Consider the following 19,768-nt stretch of genomic DNA (forward strand, 5'->3'; position numbering starts at 1 on the left):
CGAAATCGTGTGCCGACACTGGGGGCTATGTCGTTGACCACGAGGTTCACCGAGACCTTCGGAATCGAGAGTCCGATCGCGCTCGCACCCATGGGCGGTGCGGCCGGCGGCGCACTGGCGGCGGCGGTATCCAATGGCGGCGGGCTGGGCATGGTCGGCGGCGGCCGCGGCGATCACGACTGGCTGGGCCAGGACCTGCGGCTCGTCGCCGAATCGACCGATAAGCCCTGGGGCATCGGGTTTCTCGCGTGGGCGGTGGATATCAGCACCATCGAAAAGGTTCTGGAGCATCGCCCCGCCGCGGTCATGTTCTCCTTCGGCGATCCGGCTCCGTTCGTACAGCGGGTACGCAGAGCGGGCATCCCGGTACTGGTGCAGGTCACCGATCTCGACGAGGCGAGGCACGCACTTGATCTGGGCGTCGACCTGCTGATCGCGCAGGGCGGCGAGGCGGGCGGCCACGGCCGGGTGGGCTGGTCAACGATGTCGTTCGTGCCGACCGTCGTCGACCTCGCCGAGAGCACACCGGTCCTGGCAGCGGGCGGTATCGCCGACGGTCGCGGGGTCGCGGCCGCCCTGGCGCTCGGAGCAGCGGGGGCGCTCATCGGAACCCGATTCCAGGCCAGTCTCGAAGCGCGCGTCCCCGCCGAGGTCGTCAAGGCGCTGATCGATGCCGGCGGCGGCGATACCGAGCGCAGCCGGATCACCGATATCCTGCGCGGCGCGGATTGGCCGCCGCAATATTCGGCCCGAACCGTGCGCACCGAGGATGTCGATCGCTGGCGCGGCCGCGAGGACGAATTGGTGCACAACCTCGACGCCCAGCGGGCCTATCGCACCGGCGCCCCGCACGGAAACGGCCTGGTCGCGCCCATATGGGCAGGTCAGTCCGTAGATCTGGTCACCGATGCGCCCTCGGCCGCGGAACTGGTCAAGCGACTCACGATCGAGGCCGAACGCGCGCTGACTCGCGTAACCACCGGATGACGGCGAACTGGGCCGAAACCACCGTAGAGTGACAGGTGTGGCGGCCGCACTCTTGACCCAGGGCCAGGCCGGCGAGCTCGGTCTCGCCGAACTCGTCGTTACCGTATTCCACAGTGCCCGCGTCGATTTGGCGGCACTCCTACTGACTGCCCGGGGGCGGGTGCGCAGTGACGAGGACCTCGTCTTCTACAACCAGCCCGCCGGCCCCGGGGTGCGCCTGATTCCGGGCCAGACCTCGCTCGCGATCAATCTGCGCGAGATTCCGGCCGATATCGGGTTCATTCGCATCGTGCTGGCGCTCGATGACCGCAATGCGCACTTCAACGATTATCCGCCGCCGCATCTCACCATCGCGGACGCGCAGGCAAACCCGTTGTACGAGTACGTCATCGAGGGCCTCGGCCCCGAGTCGACGCTCGTGGCGCTCGATCTCGATCGCACGGGTGACGGCTGGCAGACCCGGGCCGTCGGGCATGGTTATGCCAGTGGGTTCGCCGCGCTGGTGGCCGCGCACGCCGTATCGATCGGCAGTACCTCCCAACCCGCCCAGTCCGCGGAGCCCGCCTGGTCCGCGGTTTTGCAGCCCGGCCAGGATGTCGCGCTGCGTACACACGGCGGCAAGGAATTGGCGAATGTGAAGCTGGCGCTGGGCTGGGATCCGGTCCATGTGCAGAGCCGCTGGGGATCGCGCCCGGCGGAGATCGACCTCGATGCCTCGGCGCTGGTCTTCGCCGGCAACGATCTCATCGACGCCGCTTTCTACGGCCAGCTGTCCACCCGCGACGGTGCGATTCGGCACTCCGGTGACAATCTCACCGGTGAGGGCAAGGGTGACAACGAGGTCATCACCGTCGACCTCACCCGCCTGCCCATGCGCGCGACCGCGATCGTCTTCGTGATCACCTCCTACGCCGGGCACACCTTCGAACGGGTCCGCAATGCCTTCTGGCGGCTCATCGACGGCAGCAGCAGTGCCGAGCTCACCCGCGCCAATCTCAGCGCGGGCGGGCCGCACACCGGCATGGTGGTGGCCAAGGTGCACCGGCAGGACGGCGTCTGGAAGATCCAGTCCCTGGGCCAGCCTATCCAGGCCGGTCACCCCATCGAAGCCGTCACCCAGGTCGTCCCGTTCCTCTGATCAGCGCGGAATCTTTACGGGCCACGGCCCGCACCGGCCGATATCGTTGGTCTCGTGATCTCATTCCGTATCGAAGCGATCGCAACGCTCGGGGCCGACGGCGTCCCGGCGTACAGCGCCACCGAGGTCTGGGTCGGCACGGCGATCGTCCTGCTGATCGTGCTGGCGGTGGTGATCGCACTGCTGCGCCCGAGCCTGCATCGCGGCGTCGGCCCGAGCCGTCGCTCCCAATTGCGCCGCTCCCGCCGCCCGCAGGCGTGAGGATTATCCGCGACCGAGCTGAACTGCCTTCACCAGCAACAGGACTGCGCCCACCACGAGGTAGCCGCGCAGGGCGAGCATGCCGAGTTTTGTTCCGGCAGACCAGGTCACCGGTTCCAGCAGCGCCAGCGGCGGCATGCGCCAACTATCCTTCTCGGTCGCGCTGATCACCGGCGCCACGGGTGCCGGCGGCAGCGGCGACCGGCGGCGCTGCCACTTCAGCGCACCCAGGGAAACAACAGCGAGCACGACCATGGCGACCGCCAGATACTCCGCGGTGGCGATCACATCGATATCCGGGAACAGCGTGGTCAGCATGAGAATGCCCGACAGCAGCAGCAGGACCGCCACGATGACGACCGCGACGATATTGAGCCAGGCACGATTCACCCACGGCCCCAGCACCTGTGGGTCATTGCAGAGCAGCAGCAGGAAGACGCTCGCACTGGGCAGCAGCAGTCCGGCCAGCGCCTGCACGGCGGTGGTGATCAGGCCCAGCGGTGCGCCCGGGATCAGCACAATGCCCGCGGCGAGGGCGACCATCGCGATATAGGAGACGTAGAACTGCTTGGCGTCCTTGAACCCTCGATGCAGCGAGTGCTTGATGCCGAACACATCACCGAAGGCGTAACTGGTCGCCAGGGTGACCGCCGCCGCGCCGATAATGGACGCGTCCAGCAGCACGATCGCGAAGATCGATCCCAGTTTCCCGTCCACCTCGCCGAGCAGGTGCGCGATATCGCCGGCATCGATGAACTTGCCGACGGAATCGGTTGCGCGAGCGGCATAGTCGGCCGTCATCAGCACCGCCGCCGCACCGATCACCACGACGAAGGCGCCCAGTGTGGTGTCGGCGCGCTCGTAGCCGATGAAACGTGGGGTGATGCGCTTGTCGACGATATTGGACTGCTGGAAGAACAGCTGCCACGGTGCCACGGTGGTGCCCACAATGGCGATGACCAGCAGCACCGCATCCGAGGTGAACCCGCCCGAAACGCCCGGCACCACCAAATCGTGTGCGGCGCGGTTCCAATCGGGATGCGAGAGCAGCAGCATCGGAATCTGCAGCAGCGTAATCGCGATGAAGGCGAACATGGCTCGCTCCCAGCGCCGGAAGCTGCCGCTGGCCATGATCACGATGAGCGCCACCGCGGCGGTGGGCACCACAATGTATTTCGAGATGCCGATGTAGTCCGCGGCCAGTGAGACGCCGATGAATTCGGTGACAATGGTCAGGAAGTTCAGAATGAACAGGTCGCCGACCGAGAACCAGCCCCAGCCGCGGCCGAAGCGCTCATTGATCAGGCGTGCGTGCCCGACACCGGTGACCGCACCGAGCCGAACCACCATCTCCTGGTTGACGATCAGCACCGGAATCAACAGCAGCAGCACCCAGAGCAGACTGTAACCGTAGTTCTGCCCGGCCTGCGCATAAGTAGCGACACCACCGGCGTCATTGTCACCGACCATGACGATCAGGCCCGGGCCGACAATCGCCAGCATGGTCAGCATGCGGGTGCGCATATCACGCGAGCGCTCGTCGGAAAGTTTGATCTTGCCGAACGCGCCCTCGATATCACCCAGATGCGCGGTATCGAGCACAGCCGACTGCCGGGGCGGGGCGGGTGCCTCGGATGTGACCACCGCAGTGGTCGCAGGCGCGACCGAAGCATTGGCATCAGATGCGGGCGGTGCGGCAGCCGGCTCCGCTACCGGCGCGGATTCAGCTGCTGCTGCCGACACTGATTCTGGTGCCGCCACCGGTCCGGTTGCGGCCGGTGCGACCGGCTGGGCGCCGGGTGGACCGGCGTTTCCGGTTGTGGCAGAGAGTCTTTCGTCATTGCTGCTCATGATCGTGAGGGACCGCCGGTCCCGCTGCCGGCGTTCTCCGCCGTGAGCGGTCCCGATTCCCGGGCCGGGCGGGGCGCGGGCTCGCGTCGGCGCCAGTCCTCGGGAATGGTCGCCTCGAGAATATCGTCGACGGTCACCACACCCAGGACATGATCGTCCTGGTCGACAACCGGAATGGTGTAGAGATTGTAGTCGGCCATGAGCAGCGCGACATCGGTGAGATCGGCCTCCGGTCCGACCCGCACCGGATCGGAATCCATGAGGTCGGCGACCAGGCTTCCGGGCGGTGCCTGCAGCAGCGCGACAAGTGAGATCACACCGACCAGCCGCCCGGATTCGGCGAGTACGTGCATCTTCAGCAGCGCCTCCGGCTGCAGCGTCACCGCCGACGCGATGATCGAGACCGCCTGTGCCGCAGTCGCATCGGTCCCACAGGACACGATGTCCACATTCATGAGGCCACCCGCGCTGGCGGGGTTGAAGCCCATCAGCGTAATGACCTTGGTCCGCTGTCCGGCGGGCATCAGATCCAGTACGCGCCGGCGCCGGGACTGCCGCAGATCCACGACCGCATCGGCCGCATCGTCGGCGCGCATTCGGCCGAGCAGTGCGGCGACATCGGCATCGCTCTTGTCATTGAGCAGCCGGCTGGCCTTGTCCGGATCCAATTCCTCGAAGACATCGGCCTCCAGCTCCGGATCACTGTGCACCCGATCCAGAATCTCGCCCTGCTCGCGCTTATCGGCGTCCTCGAGCAGATCGGCGAGCTGGGCCGGTTTCAGACCGCGCACCCGCCCGCTGACCCGCACCGTCATGGACTGGCTGTGCCCGATGAGCGGTTCGAACGCCTTCCAATCCCGCGAGGCATGCCCCGACGAGGTCTTGAGCAGGCCGAAAAACCGGGCGGGACGGCGGGTGTCGAGCCGCGCCAGCACCCAGCCGGAGCCGGTGTCGTCCACTTCGACGTCGTAGGCCCGGACCAATTCGGCCGCGGCCACATCGATGAGCCGGTGGCCGAGAATATCGGCGCGCAGCAGCACCTCACCCTCGCGGCGTTCGAACCCGGTGAGGTTGACCTTATTGCGCGTCAAGGTGATTCGATCCGCCGTGAACTCCGAGATATGGTCGGCCGAGACGAACACGTGCCGCCCGCCCACTCCGACCACAACTCCGGATACCGGCGGATAGGCATCGCCACCGGGCAGCCGGACGATCAGATCCTCGACGCGGCCGATGGACTCCCCGGACTCGGAGATCACCGGTGACTTCAGCAGTTGCGACAGATGAATCGTCGCCACCGCCGCTTCGGAGGGTGCGGGCGTGAACTCAGTCATGTGCACTCCTGGTCGGTGGCCGGATACCGGCCGGTCGTTGCACACCATGCACCACGACCAGCACTTCCAGTTGATCTGAGCCTGAACATAACGCGACCGGGACCCGAACGCCGCACATCGAGGCCGGAGGGCAATGTGGCGGTGACCGGAATCCGGCCACCCGCACACGCTGTGGGTTGTTCAGGCGCGCTATGGGTTGTTCAGGCGCCCGGGGTGGCACAAAGATGTTGGGTCGTAAAGGAAACGGATCAGGCCGTCAAAGTTCCGTAAGGGAATTCGAACCGGCCGGTCAGAACTTGATAATAGGCAATGGTCAACCAGCAAAGTCGCTCTTCAACCGAGGCCACAATGGACGAAATCGAACGCCAGATACAGCTCTCCGCATTCCAAGTCCAATGGTCCCCGCCGGACGCGGCATTCGTCGCGCGCTCCTCGCAGTACCCCGGTGTCGTCTGCGCGGACGAAGGATCCTCACTCGCGGCGATCGACGGCCTGATCGAGACCATCCGGCATCGCGTGCTGGCCGGGTAGCACGAGCGGACACAGTCAGTTCCCGAGCAGACGCGCGTTCTCCGCGGCGAATTCGGCGTCGGTGAGGGAACCTTCGCGGTGCAGATCGTGTGAACCTCGCGATCAGTGCGCCAGTTTCAGCCCGACCACGCCGCCGACGATCATCACCAGCAACACCATCTTCAGCGCGGAGGCGCTCTCGGCGCCCGTGGCCATCGAGTAGCCCACCGTCAGCACGGCGCCGATGCCCACCCACACCGCATACGAGGTGCCGATGGGCAGCGTCCGCATCGCGTAGGCCAGCCCGCCCATGGACAGCATCAGCGCGCCGGCGAACAGGGCACTCGGTGCGAGTTTCGTGAGCCCTTCGGATTTACCGAGCGCTGTGGCCCAAACCGCTTCGAGCACACCGGAAATCGCGAGAACCAACCAGGCCATGACAGCTATTCCTTTCAGGAAATACCGTCTTTGCGCTGCCTGGGTACGGTTCCGATCGTCCAGTGGGTCGCAGACCGCGACTCGCCATCGACCATACCCAATCACCCCGCGCCCGGGTGGGGATTCTCCTCACCATCCGCCCATAACCCCTGCTAGAGGGCGGTGCCGCCGCTGGCATCGAGGGTCTGGCCGGTGATCCAGCGGGCGTCGTCGCTGACCAGGAAGGCGACGATATCGGCGATATCCGCGGGGCGGCCGACACGGCCGAGTGCGACATTGGCGGCGGCCTCGCGCTGTCCGTCCGGGTTGTCGATGAGCCAGGCGTTCATATCGGTGAGGACGTAGCCGGGGGCTACGGCATTGACGGTGATGCCGCGCGAGCCGAGGGCCTGGGCGAGCACACGGGTGAAGGTGTCGATCGCGCCCTTGGTCATGGTGTAGGCCAGGATGTCCGGGATCGCGATCCGGGTGACGGCCGAGGACAGATTGACCACGCGACCGCCCTCGCGCAGCCGGTCCAGAATGCCCTGCACCAGGAAGAACGGGGCGCGGACATTGGTGGCGAACAGGGTGTCGAATTCGGCGGGTGTCATGGCATCGACACCCTTCATCACGGTGATGCCCGCATTGTTGATCAGGATGTCGAGGCCGGCGGGCGCACCGAGGCCGAGGAAGCCTTCGTCCACCTCGTCCAGTAGTGCCGCGAAGTCCACGGAGCCCAGATCACCACCGACCGCGAACCCGCTGCCGCCCTCCGACTCGATGCCCGCGACCACTTCTTTCGCCGCTGCCTCGTCCCGGCCGAAATGCACTGCCACGAGCACACCTTCGCGGGCCAGGCGCTCGGCGACGGCCCGGCCGATGCCGCGGCTCGCCCCGGTCACCAGGGCTGTTTTCCTTCTCTGCGTTCCGGTTTCGCTCATGAAGACCATTCAACGGACACGATCATCCGGTGTCCGGCGGGATTCGGGCACGGCGTTCGCGATACAGTCAGCGGCCGCACCGCAGCCCACTGAAGGAAGACCCGAACTTGCCTATCGCCACTCTCAATGGAATCCGGCTCAGCTACGAAGTGACCGGTACCGGCCCGCTGGTCTTGCTGATCATGGGCACCGGGAGTCCCGGGCGCGTCTGGCGGACCTATCAGGTTCCGGCCTTGGTGAAGGCCGGTTTCCGCGTCGCCACCATGGACAACCGCGGTATCGCGCCCTCGGACGAATCCGCCGCGGGCATCCGCATCGAGGATCTTGTCTCCGATACCGCCGCGCTCATCGAACATCTCGGTGGCGGGCCGGCCCACCTCGTCGGCACCTCGATGGGTGCCCGAGTGGCGCAGGAGCTTTCGCTCGCGCGACCGGAACTGGTCGGCAAGGCCGTCCTGCTGGCCACCACCGGCCGCCCGCATCCGGTGTCGCAGATGCTCAATCGCGGTGAGCAGGCGCTGCAGGATCAGGGCATCAAACTGCCCGCGGAGTACTCCGCGGCGATCAAGGCGATCTTGAACTTCTCGCCACACACCCTGCACGATCCGAACCGCGCCCAGGAATGGCTCGACATTCTCGAATACGGCGCGGGCACCGCCCCGTCGCCGGGTGTCCGGGCGCAGCTGGGTATGGATCGCTCCCGCGACCGGCTCGCCGAGTATGCCCGAATCACCGTGCCCACCTTGGTCGTCGGGTTCGCCGACGACCGCATGCTGCCACCGGCCTTCGGCCGTGAGGTCGCCGCGGCCATCCCCCGCGCCCGCTATGTGGAGATCGAAAAGTGCGGGCACTACGGCTATCTGGAGCGTCCGGAGGAAGTCAATCGCGTGGTCATCGACTTCCTCACCGCCGCACCGAAGCTCTGACCGGCACCCTCACGCGCCTTCGGGATCGTTGTCCAGCAGGCGCTTGGGGTGCATGCCGTCGACTTGTCCGATAAACGGCGGATGGATGCTGTAGCCGAGCATGCGGCGAATGTCCTCGTCCACGGTGCGGACGATATCGTGCGGGGTGGAGAGGGTGAAGGCCTCCTGCGGGCGCAGCCAGGGCTCGCAGTACTGCGCGGTGACGGCGAGCCGCGCGGCATCGGTGCGGTTCGCACCGCCGCCGTGCCACAGTGTGCCGACGAAGAAGACGCAGGATCCCGCGCTCATGATGACGGGCTGACGTTCGGCGGAATCGCCGGGGAGGATGTCACCCCACTCGTGACTGCCGAGCACGATATCGGTCGCGCCGTTCTCGGCGGTGAAATCGTCTATGGCCCAGATGGTTGCGGCGCTGAGCGCGGCCCGGGGGCGCGGGAGCGGATAGAAGCCGTCATCGGTATGCAGCATCTGCGCCGATTCCCCGGGCAGGATATTGATGACCTGCAGCATGGACAGCAGGTAGTTCGGCATGAGCAGCCGGTCGAGCAGCGCGAGCACCCGTGGATGCGAGGCGATCCGATCGCAGCTGCGGGTCTTGTTCAGCACACTGTAGATGCGTTGTGTGGCATGCCCTTCGAAATTGTTGCGGCCCTGGAGATTCAGCAGTTCCGCCGTGCTGTCTCGAATATCCCGCAGCTCCTGCGGGGTGAGCAGATCCGGCAGGATGACGTAGCCGTCACGTAGTACCGCGGCCAGATCCGCGTCCACTGCGGCGGGATCGACTGTGCTGCCGCTGCTTTCGGTTCGGCGATAGGTTCCGGCGAGATCGCCGGAAAGATCGGTTACGGATGACACCTCAGCGCCCACGGCGCACCTCCGAAACATAACTGAGTTCTGTTATGCTCCGCAGCATGGCACGGGCTCCCCTCGGACGTCAACAACTGCTCGACGCCGCGCGCGCGGAATTGGTGGCGGGCAGCGGCACCGTCGATCTCAATGCGCTCAAACGCCGCTCCGGGCTGAGCACCGGCGCGCTGTATCACCATTTCGGCTCCAAAGCCGGTCTGCTGGTGGCGATCTACGAGGAATTCCATGCCGGACTGGTTGCCGCCATTGCCGACGAGACAATCGCCGATTCGGCCGGCTGGGGCGCACGTGAACGCGCCCGCACCCGCAATTTCGTGGCCTACCATTTCGCCGACCCCCTCTCGGAACTCCTGCTCGGACCGATCAGCACCGAACCCGAGGTCGCCGAATTGGAGGCCGCCGCACTCGCGCGCATTATCGAATCGGCGGGCCGCAATATCCGCACCGGCCAGCAGTCCGGCGAATTGGATCCCGCCATCGATCCGGATCTCGCCGGCGCCTGCGTGATGGGCGCACTGCGCCACGGCATCGCCGAACAACTGCGCCGCCACCCCCGCCCGTCGGTCGACGAGGCCACCGAGGGACTGTGGCGCTTCATCGCCGCCGCGGTCGGCGCCGGCCGCCTGTGACAGCGAGTGATCACAAAACCGAAAAGTCCCCACACAGGTATTCGAAAACCACGCGAATCGACCCTGCCGATACAACGGATTATTCGAATTGTGTGTGAAGCTGAGGCGATAGGTCAGCCGTTGATAGACAGGAGAACGCCATGCTCGGTCTCGGCATTATCGGGTGGATCATTATCGGCGGGCTCGCGGGCTGGATCGCGAGCAAGATCATGAAAACCGACGCCCAGCAGGGCATCGTGCTCAATATTGTGGTCGGTGTCGTCGGCGGTCTGGTCGGCGGGTTCCTGCTGAAGATCTTCGGCGTCGACGTCCGCGACGCCGGTCTCTGGTTCAGCTTCTTCACCTGCCTCGCCGGTGCGGTGGTGCTGCTGTTCGTCTACAACCGCGTGGGCGGCCGCCGGTAGCGCTCGCGCCCGACACGCCCCGGCCGACACTCGGCCGGGGCGTTTTTTGCCGCAGTCGAGCACCACTTCTAACTGTGCCATTGACAACTGGCACATTCATCGGTGACTCTAAAGGCATGACAAGGTCAACGAGGACCTCGGTCCCCGGCGTTCCGGCGGTAGCCTCCGCCCGATCCCGGCTCGCAGCCACGGCATGCGGGATCGGGCTGCGGCCGCTCAATAATGCGGTACCGCTGAACGCACCGGGAGTGTGGTTCGCACGCAAGCTCATCGCGACGATCATGGCCACGGCGGGTCCACCGGTGCCAGGCACGACCGTCGTTCCGGTCAGGTCGGGCCCGGTACGCGGCGAATGGGTGTGCGCGCCCGGTGTCGATTCCCGGATCGTGCCGCGCCCCGGCCCGAATGCCACCCGCGCCATCTACTACATCCACGGCAGTGGCTATGTGCTGTGCTCGGCGCGCACGCACCGGGGGCTGGCCTCCCAGCTGTCGAGGAAGACCGGGCTGCCGGTGTTCCTGACCGACTACCGCCTCGCCCCCGAGCATCGCTTTCCCGCCGCCGCCGATGATGTCGAGGCCGGATATCGCTGGCTGCTCGAGCAGGGCATCGCCGCGGAAGACCTGGTCATCGCCGGTGATTCGGCGGGCGGGCATCTGGCGCTCGATCTGCTGATCGAGAACGAACGCCATTCCCGGCCGCAGCCGGCGGGGGTGGCGCTGTTCTCCCCGCTGATCGACCTCACCTTCGGCCTGGCCGCCGAACAGGAACGGCGGCGCCGAGATCCGGTCATCTCCGCCCGCATCGCCGCCCGGCTCCCACACGCCTACACCCGGGACCTACCCGCCGATTCCCCGCGCTTGCACCTGCGGTTGCCGAAGGGAATCACTCTGCCGCCCATGCTGGTTCAGGTCGGTGGCGCCGAAATGCTCAGCGCCGACGCACGACACCTTCGCGATATGGTCCGTGCCGCCGGCGGCACGTGCGAGCTGGAGGTCTGGCCCGGCCAGGTGCACGTCTTCCAGGCACTCCCCCTGCTCGTACCGGAGGCCGATCAGGCATTGGCGCGCGTCGCCGAATTCCTCGGTGCCGCACTGAATTCCAGCAATACCGCCACGGAAAGAGTGGGCTGACATGTTCGGACTGGAAAAACTCATCCCCCTCAGCATTCGCCCCCGCCGCAGCTACGACGCCCGGGCCGTGGTGACCGGTGCAGGTAGCGGTATCGGGCGGGCCTTCGCGCTCGAAATCGCCGCTCGCGGTGGACAGGTCATCTGCGCCGATATCGACGAGGTCCGCGCCGCGGAAACCGCCGCGCTCATCGAGTCGAACCACCCGGGCGCCGCACACCCGTTCCGCTGCGATGTCGCCAAGCGCGATGACGTGGAAGTCCTTGCGCACTTTGCTGAATCGGTCTTCGGCGGCCCGATCACCCTGGTGATCAACAATGCCGGTGTCGGCATCGGCGGCAAACATGTCGGCGAGATCGGCTTCGCTGATTGGGAGTGGGCGCTGGGCATCAACCTGTGGGGTGTGGTGCACGGCTGTGAGATCTTCGCACCGCAGCTGCGCGCCGCCCGCCGCGGCGGCATCATCAACGTCGCCTCGGCCGCCGGATTCGCGGCCGCGCCCTCGATGGCGGTCTACAACACCTCCAAGGCAGCGGTCATTTCGCTGTCGGAGACCCTGGCCGCCGAGATGAGCGGCACCGGAGTCGCCGTCACGGTGCTGTGCCCGACCTTCGTCAAGACCAATGTGGCGCGGGACGGCCGCATTACGCAGCAGTCGGCCCGCCTGGCCGACACCCTCATGCGCCTGACCGGCTTCTCCCCCGAGCATGTCGCGCGCACCACCCTCGACGCCCACGATCGCGGCCAGCTGTATGTGCTGCCGCAAGTGGACGCACACGTCGTCTGGCGTCTCAAGCGCTACTTCCCCGCGCAGTACACCTATGCGCTGGGCCTCCTGGATCGGCTACTGCCGCAGGAGCATCCGACCACCCTCGACCGGACCTCGGTCTCCGACAAGACGGGAGTCTGACATGGCGAACGCTATGGATTTCGACGATATGCTGCAGAAGATCAAGGACCGGCAGTGGGCGCTGGCCGATATCGACTGGGATGCGCCGGGCGCGGAAACGATCTCGCCCGAACTGCACGCCAAACTCCAGCCGTTCATGGCCGATCTCATGTGGATCGAGAATGTCGGCGCGCGCGGTTTCGCCGCCATGGCGAAGAAAGCGCCCACCGAGACGCTGCGCGAGATCTACCGCTACTTCCACGCCGAAGAGCAGAAGCACGCCAATGCGGAACTGGCGCTCATGCGGCGCTGGGGCATGCTCGACGGTGACGAGATCCCCGAGCCGAATATCAATGTCAAGCTGGTCATCGACTTCCTGGACAAGTACTCCGACGATATGTCGCTGTCGTTCCTGGGCACCGTGATTCCCATGCTCGAGGTCGCCCTGGACGGCGCGCTCATCAAGTTCATCATGGACGAGATCGAGGATCCCATCTGCCAGGAGGCGTTCAAGAAGATCAATTCCGATGAATCCCGGCACCTCGCAGTCGATTTCGCCGTCATGGATCTCCTCGGGCACGCCGGGATGCGCAAACTGCTCACCGAACTGGTCGGCGGCTGGGTCAAGCCCACCTTCCTCATCGGCGTCCTGAGCTACGTGCCGCTGCTGAACAAGATGCGCGACAATATCGTCGAGATGGGCGTCGACGAGGAGAAGCTGTACGCCGCGTTCAAGCGGTACGCCAATGTCGGCGAGCGCAGCGAATTCGCCCGCAGACTGCCCATGTTCCAGATCGTCAAGCGGCACAGCGGCTGGGTGATCAATCGCGAGCACCCGTATCACCTGATGGCCGACGCCCTGGTCAAGGTCTCCGCGCATGTACCGCAGCGGTGGCTGCGCCAGCCCACCTGGTCCAAGGAACTCACCTACGAGCCCGCGGCATGACGAAGGATCCCATGAACACCCAGATACTCGACGTCGCCATTATCGGCGGCGGGTTCGCCGGGATCGGCGCCGCGATTCGCCTGAAGCAGAAGGGGATCGGCGATTTCGCCATCTTCGAACGCGGCACCTCGATCGGCGGCACCTGGCGCGACAACACCTATCCCGGTGCGGCCTGCGATATTCCGTCGCGGCTGTACTCCTACGGCTTCGCACCGAATCCGAATTGGTCGCACACCTACTCGGGCAGCAATGAGATCCTCGGCTATATCGAATCGATGGCCACGCAGTTCGGTCTGCACCGGCATTTCCGGTTCGGGCACAACATCACCGGCATCGCCTTCGATGAGGACGCCGGCGTCTGGGATATCTCGGTCGAGGGCCGCGCCGATCTCGTCCGGGCCCGCACCGTGGTGCTGGCCTCGGGCCCGCTGGCCAATGCCGGCCTGCCGAAGATTCCAGGCATCGAGGATTATCAGGGGCACAAGATCCACAGTGCCCGCTGGGATCACGACTACGACTTCACCGGTAAGAAGGTCGCGGTCGTCGGCACCGGAGCCAGTGCGGTGCAGATCATTCCGGAACTGGTCGACCAGGCCGCCTCGGTGAAGGTGTTCCAGCGGACGCCGGGCTGGGTGCTGCCGCGCATCAACCGGCAGACCAGTCCGCTGACCAAGGAGCTCTACCGGCGGGTCCCCGCGGCCGAATCCCTGTCGCGCGCAGCATGGTTCTACGGGCACGAGTCGGTCGCGCTCGGTGTCGTCTGGAATACGCCGCTGACCCGCGTCGTGGAATTGGTCGGGCGCGCTCAGCTGCGACGGCAGGTGAAGGATCCGTGGCTGCGCCGTCAGCTCACCCCGGAGTTCCGCGCCGGCTGCAAGCGGCTGCTGATGACCGACGATTACTACCCGGCTCTGCAGCGTGAGAACTGCAAACTGGTGACGTGGCCGATCGCGCGCATCTCCGAGCGCGGCATCCGCACCGCGGAAGGCATTGAGCACCAAGCCGATTGCATTGTCTTCGCCACCGGCTTCGAGGTGTCCAAGGCCGGGACGCCGATTCCGATCGTGGGCCGGGATGGGCGGGTGCTCGCCACCGAATGGCAGCGCGGCGCGTTCGCCTACAAGAGCATCGCGGTATCCGGCTATCCGAATCTGTTCTTCACCTTCGGCCCGAATTCGGGGCCGGGCCACAATTCGGCGCTGGTGTACATGGAGGCGCAGATCAACTATCTCGTCGAGGCGATCAGCACCGTTCTCGACCGGGATCTGCGCATGCTCGACGTGCGCCGCGAGCGACAGGACGAGTACAACGCCGCCATCCAGCGCCGGCTGGACAGCACCACCTGGAATTCGGGCTGCCGCAGCTGGTATCTCACCGAGGATGGGTTCAATGCCACCATGTACCCGGGCTTCGCGACCCAGTACGTCGGTCAGTTGCGCACGGTCGAGCTCGGCGATTACCACGTCGTGCCGGTCGGTGCGGAGCGGACGGCGCCACGGATCGTGGTGAATTCGTAGGTGACGGCGGCCGGCGGCCAGGACGATAGACTCGGTCGGTCCAGGACCGTGTGTGTTCCGGCCGCCGGCTCGGCCGGCGCCCCGAGGCGAGGGAGGTGATATCGGTGCCGCAGTACCGGATCGACGACCTCGCTCGCGCCGCGGGCACGACGACCCGCAATGTGCGCGCCTATCAGGAGCGCGGGTTGCTGCCGCCCCCGGCCGGAAAAGCCGGGCGCGCAAGCATTTACGACGACACCCATCTGGAACGGCTGCGTCTCATCGACGCACTGCTGCAGCGCGGTTTCACCACCTCGCATATCGGCGACTTCATCACCAGCTGGGAGACCGGCAAGGATCTCAGCGAGGTGCTCGGCCTGCAGCATGCGGTCACAGCCGCCTGGGGTGAGGCCGAAACCTTCGAGGTACCGCGCGAACTCGTCGGCACCATTCTCGGCGCGGAGACCGAGGACGTGCTCGACCAGCTCGCGGATATGAAGCTGGTGCGCATCGAGGGCGACACTGTCACCTTCACCGATACCGCACTGCTCACCTCGTTCGCCGAACTGCACGAGTACGGCCTCGAACTGCGCACTCTCATCGAGATCTACGCGCAGGTCGCCGAGCGGATCGACGACATCACCCAGACCATGATCACCGCGGCCAAACAGCACATCGAACAGGCACACGGCCGCGGCTGGCTGCCGGAGACCAGTAGCGAGATCGCCGGCACCACGGCCATGCTCAACAAGATGCGCGAGCTGGCCGTCACCTCGGTGCACTCCACGCTGGCCCGCTCGCTGGATGTCACGCTGCGCCGCGAGCTCGGCGATTACCTCGCCAATGCCGCCGAACGCGAGCAAGAGCGTTCGACGGCGGCACCCGAGGTGCGGTCGTAGCGGAGGACCCCTCGACATCCGCCACGACCGGGTCGGCCGGTGCTACCGGTAGCCGTACTTCTCCCAGTTGGCCAGCACGCGCTCCTGGATCTCGGTGGGCCAGCCGTTTTCGAAGCTGCCCTTCACCGGGCGCTTACCCTCCGGGTACAGGTCGGCGAGCAGGCAGTTGTAGATGACCTTGCCCGCCATGAAGGTGTGCGACTCCTCTTTGGAGAGGTACACCGCGAGCTGATCGGAAACCTTGTGGGCGTAATGGAATTCGCCCCGATCGAGGTCCGGATGCGAGCGGGTGGCGAAGGCCCACACCACCTGTTCCAGATCGGTGATGTCGACATCGTCCTCGACCAGCAGGATTTTGGGCGCATTGACCGACGGCTTACCGGTGAAGATCACCTCGGCGATCTTGTCCACCAGCTCGTGCGAACCAAGCCCGGTCGTCTCGTGCCAATCCTGGCGCACCGACAGCGTCAGCCAGTGCACCGCGGCCTCGTAGTTGTACCAGGCCGAGGCGATCGGCAGTTCCGCCTGACGCAATAGGTAGAGAATCTCCGCGGCGCTGGTGGTGCCGATGATGGTGTGGTCCTCCTCCACCGGCGGACCGGCGGCGACCACGGGCTGAATGGCGCCGTCGCGGTAGGTGATGGCGCTGACCTTGAAGACCTGCTTCGGGCTGGCCTCGGTGGCGTTGTAGCCGGGGAACTCGTTGAACGGCCCCTCCATGATCGTCTCGTCGAGCAGGATGTGCCCTTCGATCACTATTTCCGCGGTCGCGGGTACCAGCAGGTCGACGGTCTCGGCCGCGACCAGTTCGATGCCCTCACCGAAAAGCGCTCCCAGGTAATGACTTTCGTCCTCGCCCTCGGGGATCGGCATACCGCCGACAAACGGCAGACCCGGCTCGACGCCGATGGCCAGCGCGATCGGCATGGGTTCGCCGGCCTCGATCCACTTGGAGCGAATGACGCCCAGATGCTGCGGCCCCGGAATCAGGCAGGCCAGCGTGTTCTTATCGGCGATCATCATGCGATTGATCGACCAGTTGGTCCAGGAGCCGTCCGGCGTCTTGACGATATTCATGCCGTAGGTCTGGATGTAGCGGCCGCCGTCGCCGCCGTGGATCAGCGGCGTGGGGAACGCGAAGAGATCGATATCGTCGCCGGTCACGATGTTCTGCTTGCACGGTGCATCGGCGGGCCACACCACCACCGGCGCGATACCCGGCTTGGACCGCGCATCGGCCAGGGCCTCGACGATCTGCTGACCGGTCGCGTCATAGGGCAGGCCGACCGCGAGCGCGATCCGCGCCAGCCGGTGCTTCGGTCCGCTGAGCGCGCCGGGCGCGCCGAGCACCCGGAACCCGCTGTCGCCATAGCCGGTGATATTGGTGAAAAGCGGTGCGGGAGCGCGCAGATCGTAGGATCGGCGGATCACCGCGCCCAGTTCCAGATTCCAGTCCACCTCGGTGTCGATCTGCTGGATCTCGCCGATGCTCTCCAGCTCCGAAATGAACTCACGCAGGCTGCGCAGGTGCGTCATACAGGGATTTCCTTACTGCCAATAGCGAACTGACCGAACAGGTTTCGTGGACTACTCACCCCAGCGCGGCAGATCCGGAACGTCGATGCCGAGCAGGTCGAGGGCGCGGCCCGCGGTGTGGTCGACAATGTCCTCGACCGAGTCCGGCTTCAGATAGAACGCGGGCACCGGCGGCATGATGATGCCGCCCATTTCCGTCACGGCCGTCATCGCCCGCAAATGCGCCAGGGTGAACGGGGTTTCGCGCACCATCAGCACCAGCCTCCGGCGCTCCTTGAGCGTGACATCGGCGGCGCGGGTCAGCAGATTGTCGTTATTGGCGTAGGCCACGGCCGACAGCGTCCGCACCGAGCAGGGCGCCACGATCATCCCCGCGGTGCGGAACGAGCCGGACGCGATGGCCGCGCCGATATCCGCGGGCCGATAGGTCACATCCGCCATGGCGGCGAGATCGCGGGCGCTCAAATCCGTCTCGTACGCCCTGGTCTGCTGTGCCGCCGGGCTGACAACGAGGTGGGTTTCGACGCCGGCCTTGCGGGCCAGCTCCAGCACCCGGACACCGTAGGCGATGCCGGTCGCACCGCTGATACCCACGACGAGTCGTTGCGTTTTGTCCACCAGACAAGGATCGAGTTCCCAGCGTTGGCCATCAACGAGAGAATCGGCCACTATTGAGAAGCAGGGGTTATCAATGGCTGAGGAGTTATGGACACCGATCGTATAGATCTCACCGAACTGGAGATCTTCCTGACTCTCGCCGAAGAACTCCATTTCGGCCGTACCGCAACACGACTCGGTCTCTCGCAACCACGGGTGAGCCAGCTGCTGCGCGCGCTGGAACGGCGGGTGGGTGGCCTGCTGTTCGAGCGGACCAGCCGCCGCGTAATGCTGAATCCGCTGGGTGAGCGCCTGCTTCGCGGCCTGCGCCCGGCCTTCACCGAGCTGCAGCGGGTGGTGGCCGATACCCGGTCCGCCGCACAGGGCATCCGTATCGGCTTCCTCGGGCCCTACATCAGCACACTCGCCGAACCGATTGCGCGCCACCGCACGCAGTTCCCGGACTGTCCACTCGAACTGGTCCAGGTGCCGTGGACCGACGTCTTCGGCGCGCTGTACCGCTCGGAGATCGATATCCAGCTCTGCCTGGCGCCCGTCGAGCAACCCGGCCTGGTGATCGGACCGGAAATCGGCAGTTTCCCGCGCATGCTGGCGATTTCCAAAGCGCACCCGCGGGCGAACGCACCGGTCATCACGCTCGAGGACCTGGCCGAACTGCCTGTCATCGGTCCATCCCCGCAGGTGCCGCCGGAACTGGCGCGCACGTTCTGGCCGCCCGCACTGACTCCTACCGGCCGGCCCATCCCCCGCCTGCCCGCCGCCCGCACCGAACCGGAGATGCTCGGCGCGGTCGCGCACAACAATGGCGTCTTCCTCACCACCTCCGCCATGCCCACCCACTTCTCACACCCGGACGTGCAGTTCATTCCGTTCACCGGGATGCCGGACGCCCGCGTGGTGCTGGTCTGGCGAAAAGGCAATGACGACAGCAAGGTTCGCGACTTCGCCAAGCTCGCGACGAGGGCGCTGGTCACCTCGTCCGGGAGCCGAGCGCCGGACGGATCGCCGCGCTAGGCGCCGGCACGGCCGCCCGTATCGGGATGCCGTGCCGGACAGTCGATTCACGCAGCTTGGCGGGTGGTTCCCGTACCGGTGCCGGGATCATCGTGCAGGGCGCGGTGCATGGCGCAGCGGTGCACTGGACCGGGCCGGTAGAACGCGGGATCCAGCCGCTGGACAAAGGTGAGGTTGTCGCGGCGCCAGCAGTCGATGCACACGGGCTCGTTCATGGTGTCCTCCTCGGTCGCCGCCTTCGAAAAGCTTGCAGGGGTGGTGTTCCCGTTCTCACCCCCGTCCACGCATGACGTGTCCATCCGCTGACCACGACGGCGCCGGATCGTTATCCGAGCGTCCGCGGAGATCGTCCGGGCAGCATCCGCACCCTGCTCGGGTGAGGGCGGAGAGTCTCGCATTTCGACTTGCTACGAGGAGCAATAGATCTGCGACGGTGCCCTCGACTGCCATCGCGAATGCGTCTCCGTGCGGCGGCCTGAATCAGGCGGCCGCGGCGGCGGTGCGCAGGGTGGCCGTGGCCAGTTTCGGATCGGCCACGTCGACAACAAGGCGGGTCAGGGGAGCTCCGGAGAGTTCGATGCGGATGCCCTGGCCGCCGAACTGGGTGTCCCAGAACTCCTTGCGGCCCTTGCCCCGGAAGGTGCCTGCCGCGATCACGCCGGGGAAGAAGGTGCCGGGTGCGCGCACCCACGGCGGGCGCAGATCCACTTCGGCCATCACGACCTGGGTGATCTGCGATAGATCGAAAGTCACCTGCTCGCGCAGCGCCAGCACCCGATGCGCTCCGGTCACATGCACTGTCACAGTCGTCCCCGTGAGCTCGAACTCGACCATCGTGGACCTCGCTTTCGCCGACACCATTACTCCATCCACAGTGCCGCGCGGTCCTGGTCATAGCCTGTGGATCTCCGAAGAAGAACCTCAGGATCAGAACTACACGTTTCGCCGGGAACCAACCGGTCTGATGCGAAT

At 65.9% G+C, this 19,768-nt stretch carries 22 protein-coding genes; 13 read left to right on the forward strand and 9 right to left on the reverse strand.

Annotation, left to right across the window (positions count from 1 at the left end):
• Positions 1-27: 27 nt before the first annotated feature.
• Genes OG716_RS14195 through OG716_RS14205 form a run of 3 tightly spaced genes read left to right on the forward strand, consistent with a single transcriptional unit; the run spans position 28 to position 2,386 of the window.
• Positions 28-987, forward strand: coding sequence for an NAD(P)H-dependent flavin oxidoreductase (locus tag OG716_RS14195; protein ID WP_405138095.1), 960 nt, complete (start codon positions 28-30; stop codon positions 985-987).
• A gap of 37 nt (positions 988-1,024) precedes the next feature.
• Positions 1,025-2,125: a TerD family protein gene (locus OG716_RS14200; protein WP_405138096.1), complete on the forward strand. Its 1,101-nt coding sequence runs from the start codon at positions 1,025-1,027 to the stop codon at positions 2,123-2,125.
• Between the two features lie 54 nt (positions 2,126-2,179).
• Complete coding sequence (locus tag OG716_RS14205) at positions 2,180-2,386, forward strand: hypothetical protein (protein WP_405138097.1); 207 nt, start codon at positions 2,180-2,182, stop codon at positions 2,384-2,386.
• Positions 2,387-2,389: 3 nt separating this feature from the next.
• Here the strand turns inward: OG716_RS14205 and OG716_RS14210 are convergent, their stop codons facing one another.
• Both OG716_RS14210 and OG716_RS14215 read right to left on the reverse strand, forming a co-directional pair.
• Positions 2,390-4,030, reverse strand: a complete 1,641-nt coding sequence (locus OG716_RS14210) for an NRAMP family divalent metal transporter (RefSeq protein WP_405138098.1) — start codon at positions 4,028-4,030, stop codon at positions 2,390-2,392.
• 203 nt (positions 4,031-4,233) lie between these two features.
• Entirely contained in the window at positions 4,234-5,571 is a 1,338-nt protein-coding gene (locus tag OG716_RS14215; protein WP_405138099.1) for a magnesium transporter MgtE N-terminal domain-containing protein, read from the reverse strand.
• 348 nt (positions 5,572-5,919) lie between these two features.
• On the opposite strand from OG716_RS14215, the gene OG716_RS14220 reads away from it, so the two are divergent.
• Positions 5,920-6,102: a hypothetical protein gene (locus OG716_RS14220; RefSeq protein ID WP_355127380.1), complete on the forward strand. Its 183-nt coding sequence runs from the start codon at positions 5,920-5,922 to the stop codon at positions 6,100-6,102.
• A 102-nt stretch (positions 6,103-6,204) separates the two neighbouring features.
• Here the strand turns inward: OG716_RS14220 and OG716_RS14225 are convergent, their stop codons facing one another.
• The gene (locus OG716_RS14225) at positions 6,205-6,519 is read right to left on the reverse strand and encodes a DMT family transporter (protein WP_405138100.1); all 315 of its coding nucleotides are present in this window, start codon (positions 6,517-6,519) and stop codon (positions 6,205-6,207) included.
• Positions 6,520-6,671: 152 nt separating this feature from the next.
• Positions 6,672-7,403: an SDR family oxidoreductase gene (locus tag OG716_RS14230; RefSeq protein ID WP_405138101.1), complete on the reverse strand. Its 732-nt coding sequence runs from the start codon at positions 7,401-7,403 to the stop codon at positions 6,672-6,674.
• A 146-nt stretch (positions 7,404-7,549) separates the two neighbouring features.
• Here OG716_RS14230 and OG716_RS14235 point away from each other — a divergent pair, with 146 nt between their 5' ends.
• A complete protein-coding gene (locus OG716_RS14235; protein WP_405138102.1) occupies positions 7,550-8,368 on the forward strand; it encodes an alpha/beta fold hydrolase in 819 nt (272 codons plus the stop codon).
• Positions 8,369-8,377: 9 nt separating this feature from the next.
• Here OG716_RS14235 and OG716_RS14240 read toward each other — a convergent pair whose 3' ends face one another.
• Positions 8,378-9,235, reverse strand: coding sequence for a phytanoyl-CoA dioxygenase family protein (locus OG716_RS14240; RefSeq protein ID WP_405138103.1), 858 nt, complete (start codon positions 9,233-9,235; stop codon positions 8,378-8,380).
• 44 nt (positions 9,236-9,279) lie between these two features.
• Between OG716_RS14240 and OG716_RS14245 the strand changes: the two genes are divergently transcribed.
• From OG716_RS14245 to OG716_RS14275, 7 genes are all read left to right on the forward strand, one after another.
• Positions 9,280-9,864: a TetR/AcrR family transcriptional regulator gene (locus OG716_RS14245; protein WP_405138104.1), complete on the forward strand. Its 585-nt coding sequence runs from the start codon at positions 9,280-9,282 to the stop codon at positions 9,862-9,864.
• Positions 9,865-10,004: 140 nt separating this feature from the next.
• Positions 10,005-10,268 (forward strand): GlsB/YeaQ/YmgE family stress response membrane protein, encoded by a 264-nt coding sequence (locus OG716_RS14250; RefSeq protein ID WP_355127386.1) that lies wholly within the window; start codon positions 10,005-10,007, stop codon positions 10,266-10,268.
• A 116-nt stretch (positions 10,269-10,384) separates the two neighbouring features.
• On the forward strand, positions 10,385-11,401 hold the full coding sequence (locus OG716_RS14255; RefSeq protein WP_405138105.1) for an alpha/beta hydrolase: 1,017 nt from the start codon (positions 10,385-10,387) through the stop codon (positions 11,399-11,401).
• A 1-nt stretch (position 11,402) separates the two neighbouring features.
• The gene (locus OG716_RS14260) at positions 11,403-12,308 is read left to right on the forward strand and encodes an SDR family NAD(P)-dependent oxidoreductase (protein ID WP_405138106.1); all 906 of its coding nucleotides are present in this window, start codon (positions 11,403-11,405) and stop codon (positions 12,306-12,308) included.
• Position 12,309: 1 nt separating this feature from the next.
• On the forward strand, positions 12,310-13,233 hold the full coding sequence (locus OG716_RS14265) for a ferritin-like domain-containing protein (protein WP_327146195.1): 924 nt from the start codon (positions 12,310-12,312) through the stop codon (positions 13,231-13,233).
• Positions 13,230-14,750 carry a flavin-containing monooxygenase gene (locus OG716_RS14270; RefSeq protein ID WP_405138107.1) on the forward strand — a complete coding sequence of 507 codons (1,521 nt, stop codon included), beginning with the start codon at positions 13,230-13,232 and terminating at the stop codon, positions 14,748-14,750. Before OG716_RS14265 ends, OG716_RS14270 begins: the two co-directional genes overlap by 4 nt.
• 104 nt (positions 14,751-14,854) lie before the next feature.
• Complete coding sequence (locus tag OG716_RS14275) at positions 14,855-15,628, forward strand: MerR family transcriptional regulator (RefSeq protein WP_405138108.1); 774 nt, start codon at positions 14,855-14,857, stop codon at positions 15,626-15,628.
• A 42-nt stretch (positions 15,629-15,670) separates the two neighbouring features.
• Here OG716_RS14275 and OG716_RS14280 read toward each other — a convergent pair whose 3' ends face one another.
• The gene (locus OG716_RS14280; protein ID WP_405138109.1) at positions 15,671-17,164 is read right to left on the reverse strand and encodes a UbiD family decarboxylase; all 1,494 of its coding nucleotides are present in this window, start codon (positions 17,162-17,164) and stop codon (positions 15,671-15,673) included.
• Positions 17,165-17,215: 51 nt separating this feature from the next.
• Positions 17,216-17,782: a UbiX family flavin prenyltransferase gene (locus OG716_RS14285; RefSeq protein WP_405138110.1), complete on the reverse strand. Its 567-nt coding sequence runs from the start codon at positions 17,780-17,782 to the stop codon at positions 17,216-17,218.
• A gap of 87 nt (positions 17,783-17,869) precedes the next feature.
• Here OG716_RS14285 and OG716_RS14290 point away from each other — a divergent pair, with 87 nt between their 5' ends.
• Positions 17,870-18,796: a LysR family transcriptional regulator gene (locus tag OG716_RS14290; RefSeq protein ID WP_405138111.1), complete on the forward strand. Its 927-nt coding sequence runs from the start codon at positions 17,870-17,872 to the stop codon at positions 18,794-18,796.
• Between the two features lie 47 nt (positions 18,797-18,843).
• Here the strand turns inward: OG716_RS14290 and OG716_RS14295 are convergent, their stop codons facing one another.
• Together OG716_RS14295 and OG716_RS14300 are read right to left on the reverse strand one after the other, a co-directional pair.
• Positions 18,844-19,011, reverse strand: coding sequence for a hypothetical protein (locus OG716_RS14295; protein WP_405138112.1), 168 nt, complete (start codon positions 19,009-19,011; stop codon positions 18,844-18,846).
• A gap of 265 nt (positions 19,012-19,276) precedes the next feature.
• Positions 19,277-19,630 (reverse strand): hypothetical protein, encoded by a 354-nt coding sequence (locus OG716_RS14300; RefSeq protein ID WP_405138113.1) that lies wholly within the window; start codon positions 19,628-19,630, stop codon positions 19,277-19,279.
• Positions 19,631-19,768 lie beyond the last annotated feature (138 nt).

The organism is Nocardia sp. NBC_01388, from assembly GCF_045040085.1.
In the GTDB taxonomy this organism is placed as follows: domain Bacteria; phylum Actinomycetota; class Actinomycetes; order Mycobacteriales; family Mycobacteriaceae; genus Nocardia.

Coding starts and splice junctions, on each gene's coding strand:
- OG716_RS14195 (WP_405138095.1), top strand. CDS start 28: ATGTCGTTGACCACGAGGTTCACCGAGACCTTCGGAATCGAGAGTCCG.
- OG716_RS14215 (WP_405138099.1), bottom strand. CDS start 5,571: ATGACTGAGTTCACGCCCGCACCCTCCGAAGCGGCGGTGGCGACGATT.
- OG716_RS14220 (WP_355127380.1), top strand. CDS start 5,920: ATGGACGAAATCGAACGCCAGATACAGCTCTCCGCATTCCAAGTCCAA.
- OG716_RS14225 (WP_405138100.1), bottom strand. CDS start 6,519: ATGGCCTGGTTGGTTCTCGCGATTTCCGGTGTGCTCGAAGCGGTTTGG.
- OG716_RS14245 (WP_405138104.1), top strand. CDS start 9,280: ATGGCACGGGCTCCCCTCGGACGTCAACAACTGCTCGACGCCGCGCGC.
- OG716_RS14250 (WP_355127386.1), top strand. CDS start 10,005: ATGCTCGGTCTCGGCATTATCGGGTGGATCATTATCGGCGGGCTCGCG.
- OG716_RS14255 (WP_405138105.1), top strand. CDS start 10,385: ATGACAAGGTCAACGAGGACCTCGGTCCCCGGCGTTCCGGCGGTAGCC.
- OG716_RS14260 (WP_405138106.1), top strand. CDS start 11,403: ATGTTCGGACTGGAAAAACTCATCCCCCTCAGCATTCGCCCCCGCCGC.
- OG716_RS14265 (WP_327146195.1), top strand. CDS start 12,310: ATGGCGAACGCTATGGATTTCGACGATATGCTGCAGAAGATCAAGGAC.
- OG716_RS14270 (WP_405138107.1), top strand. CDS start 13,230: ATGACGAAGGATCCCATGAACACCCAGATACTCGACGTCGCCATTATC.
- OG716_RS14280 (WP_405138109.1), bottom strand. CDS start 17,164: ATGACGCACCTGCGCAGCCTGCGTGAGTTCATTTCGGAGCTGGAGAGC.
- OG716_RS14290 (WP_405138111.1), top strand. CDS start 17,870: ATGGACACCGATCGTATAGATCTCACCGAACTGGAGATCTTCCTGACT.
- OG716_RS14295 (WP_405138112.1), bottom strand. CDS start 19,011: ATGAACGAGCCCGTGTGCATCGACTGCTGGCGCCGCGACAACCTCACC.
- OG716_RS14300 (WP_405138113.1), bottom strand. CDS start 19,630: ATGGTCGAGTTCGAGCTCACGGGGACGACTGTGACAGTGCATGTGACC.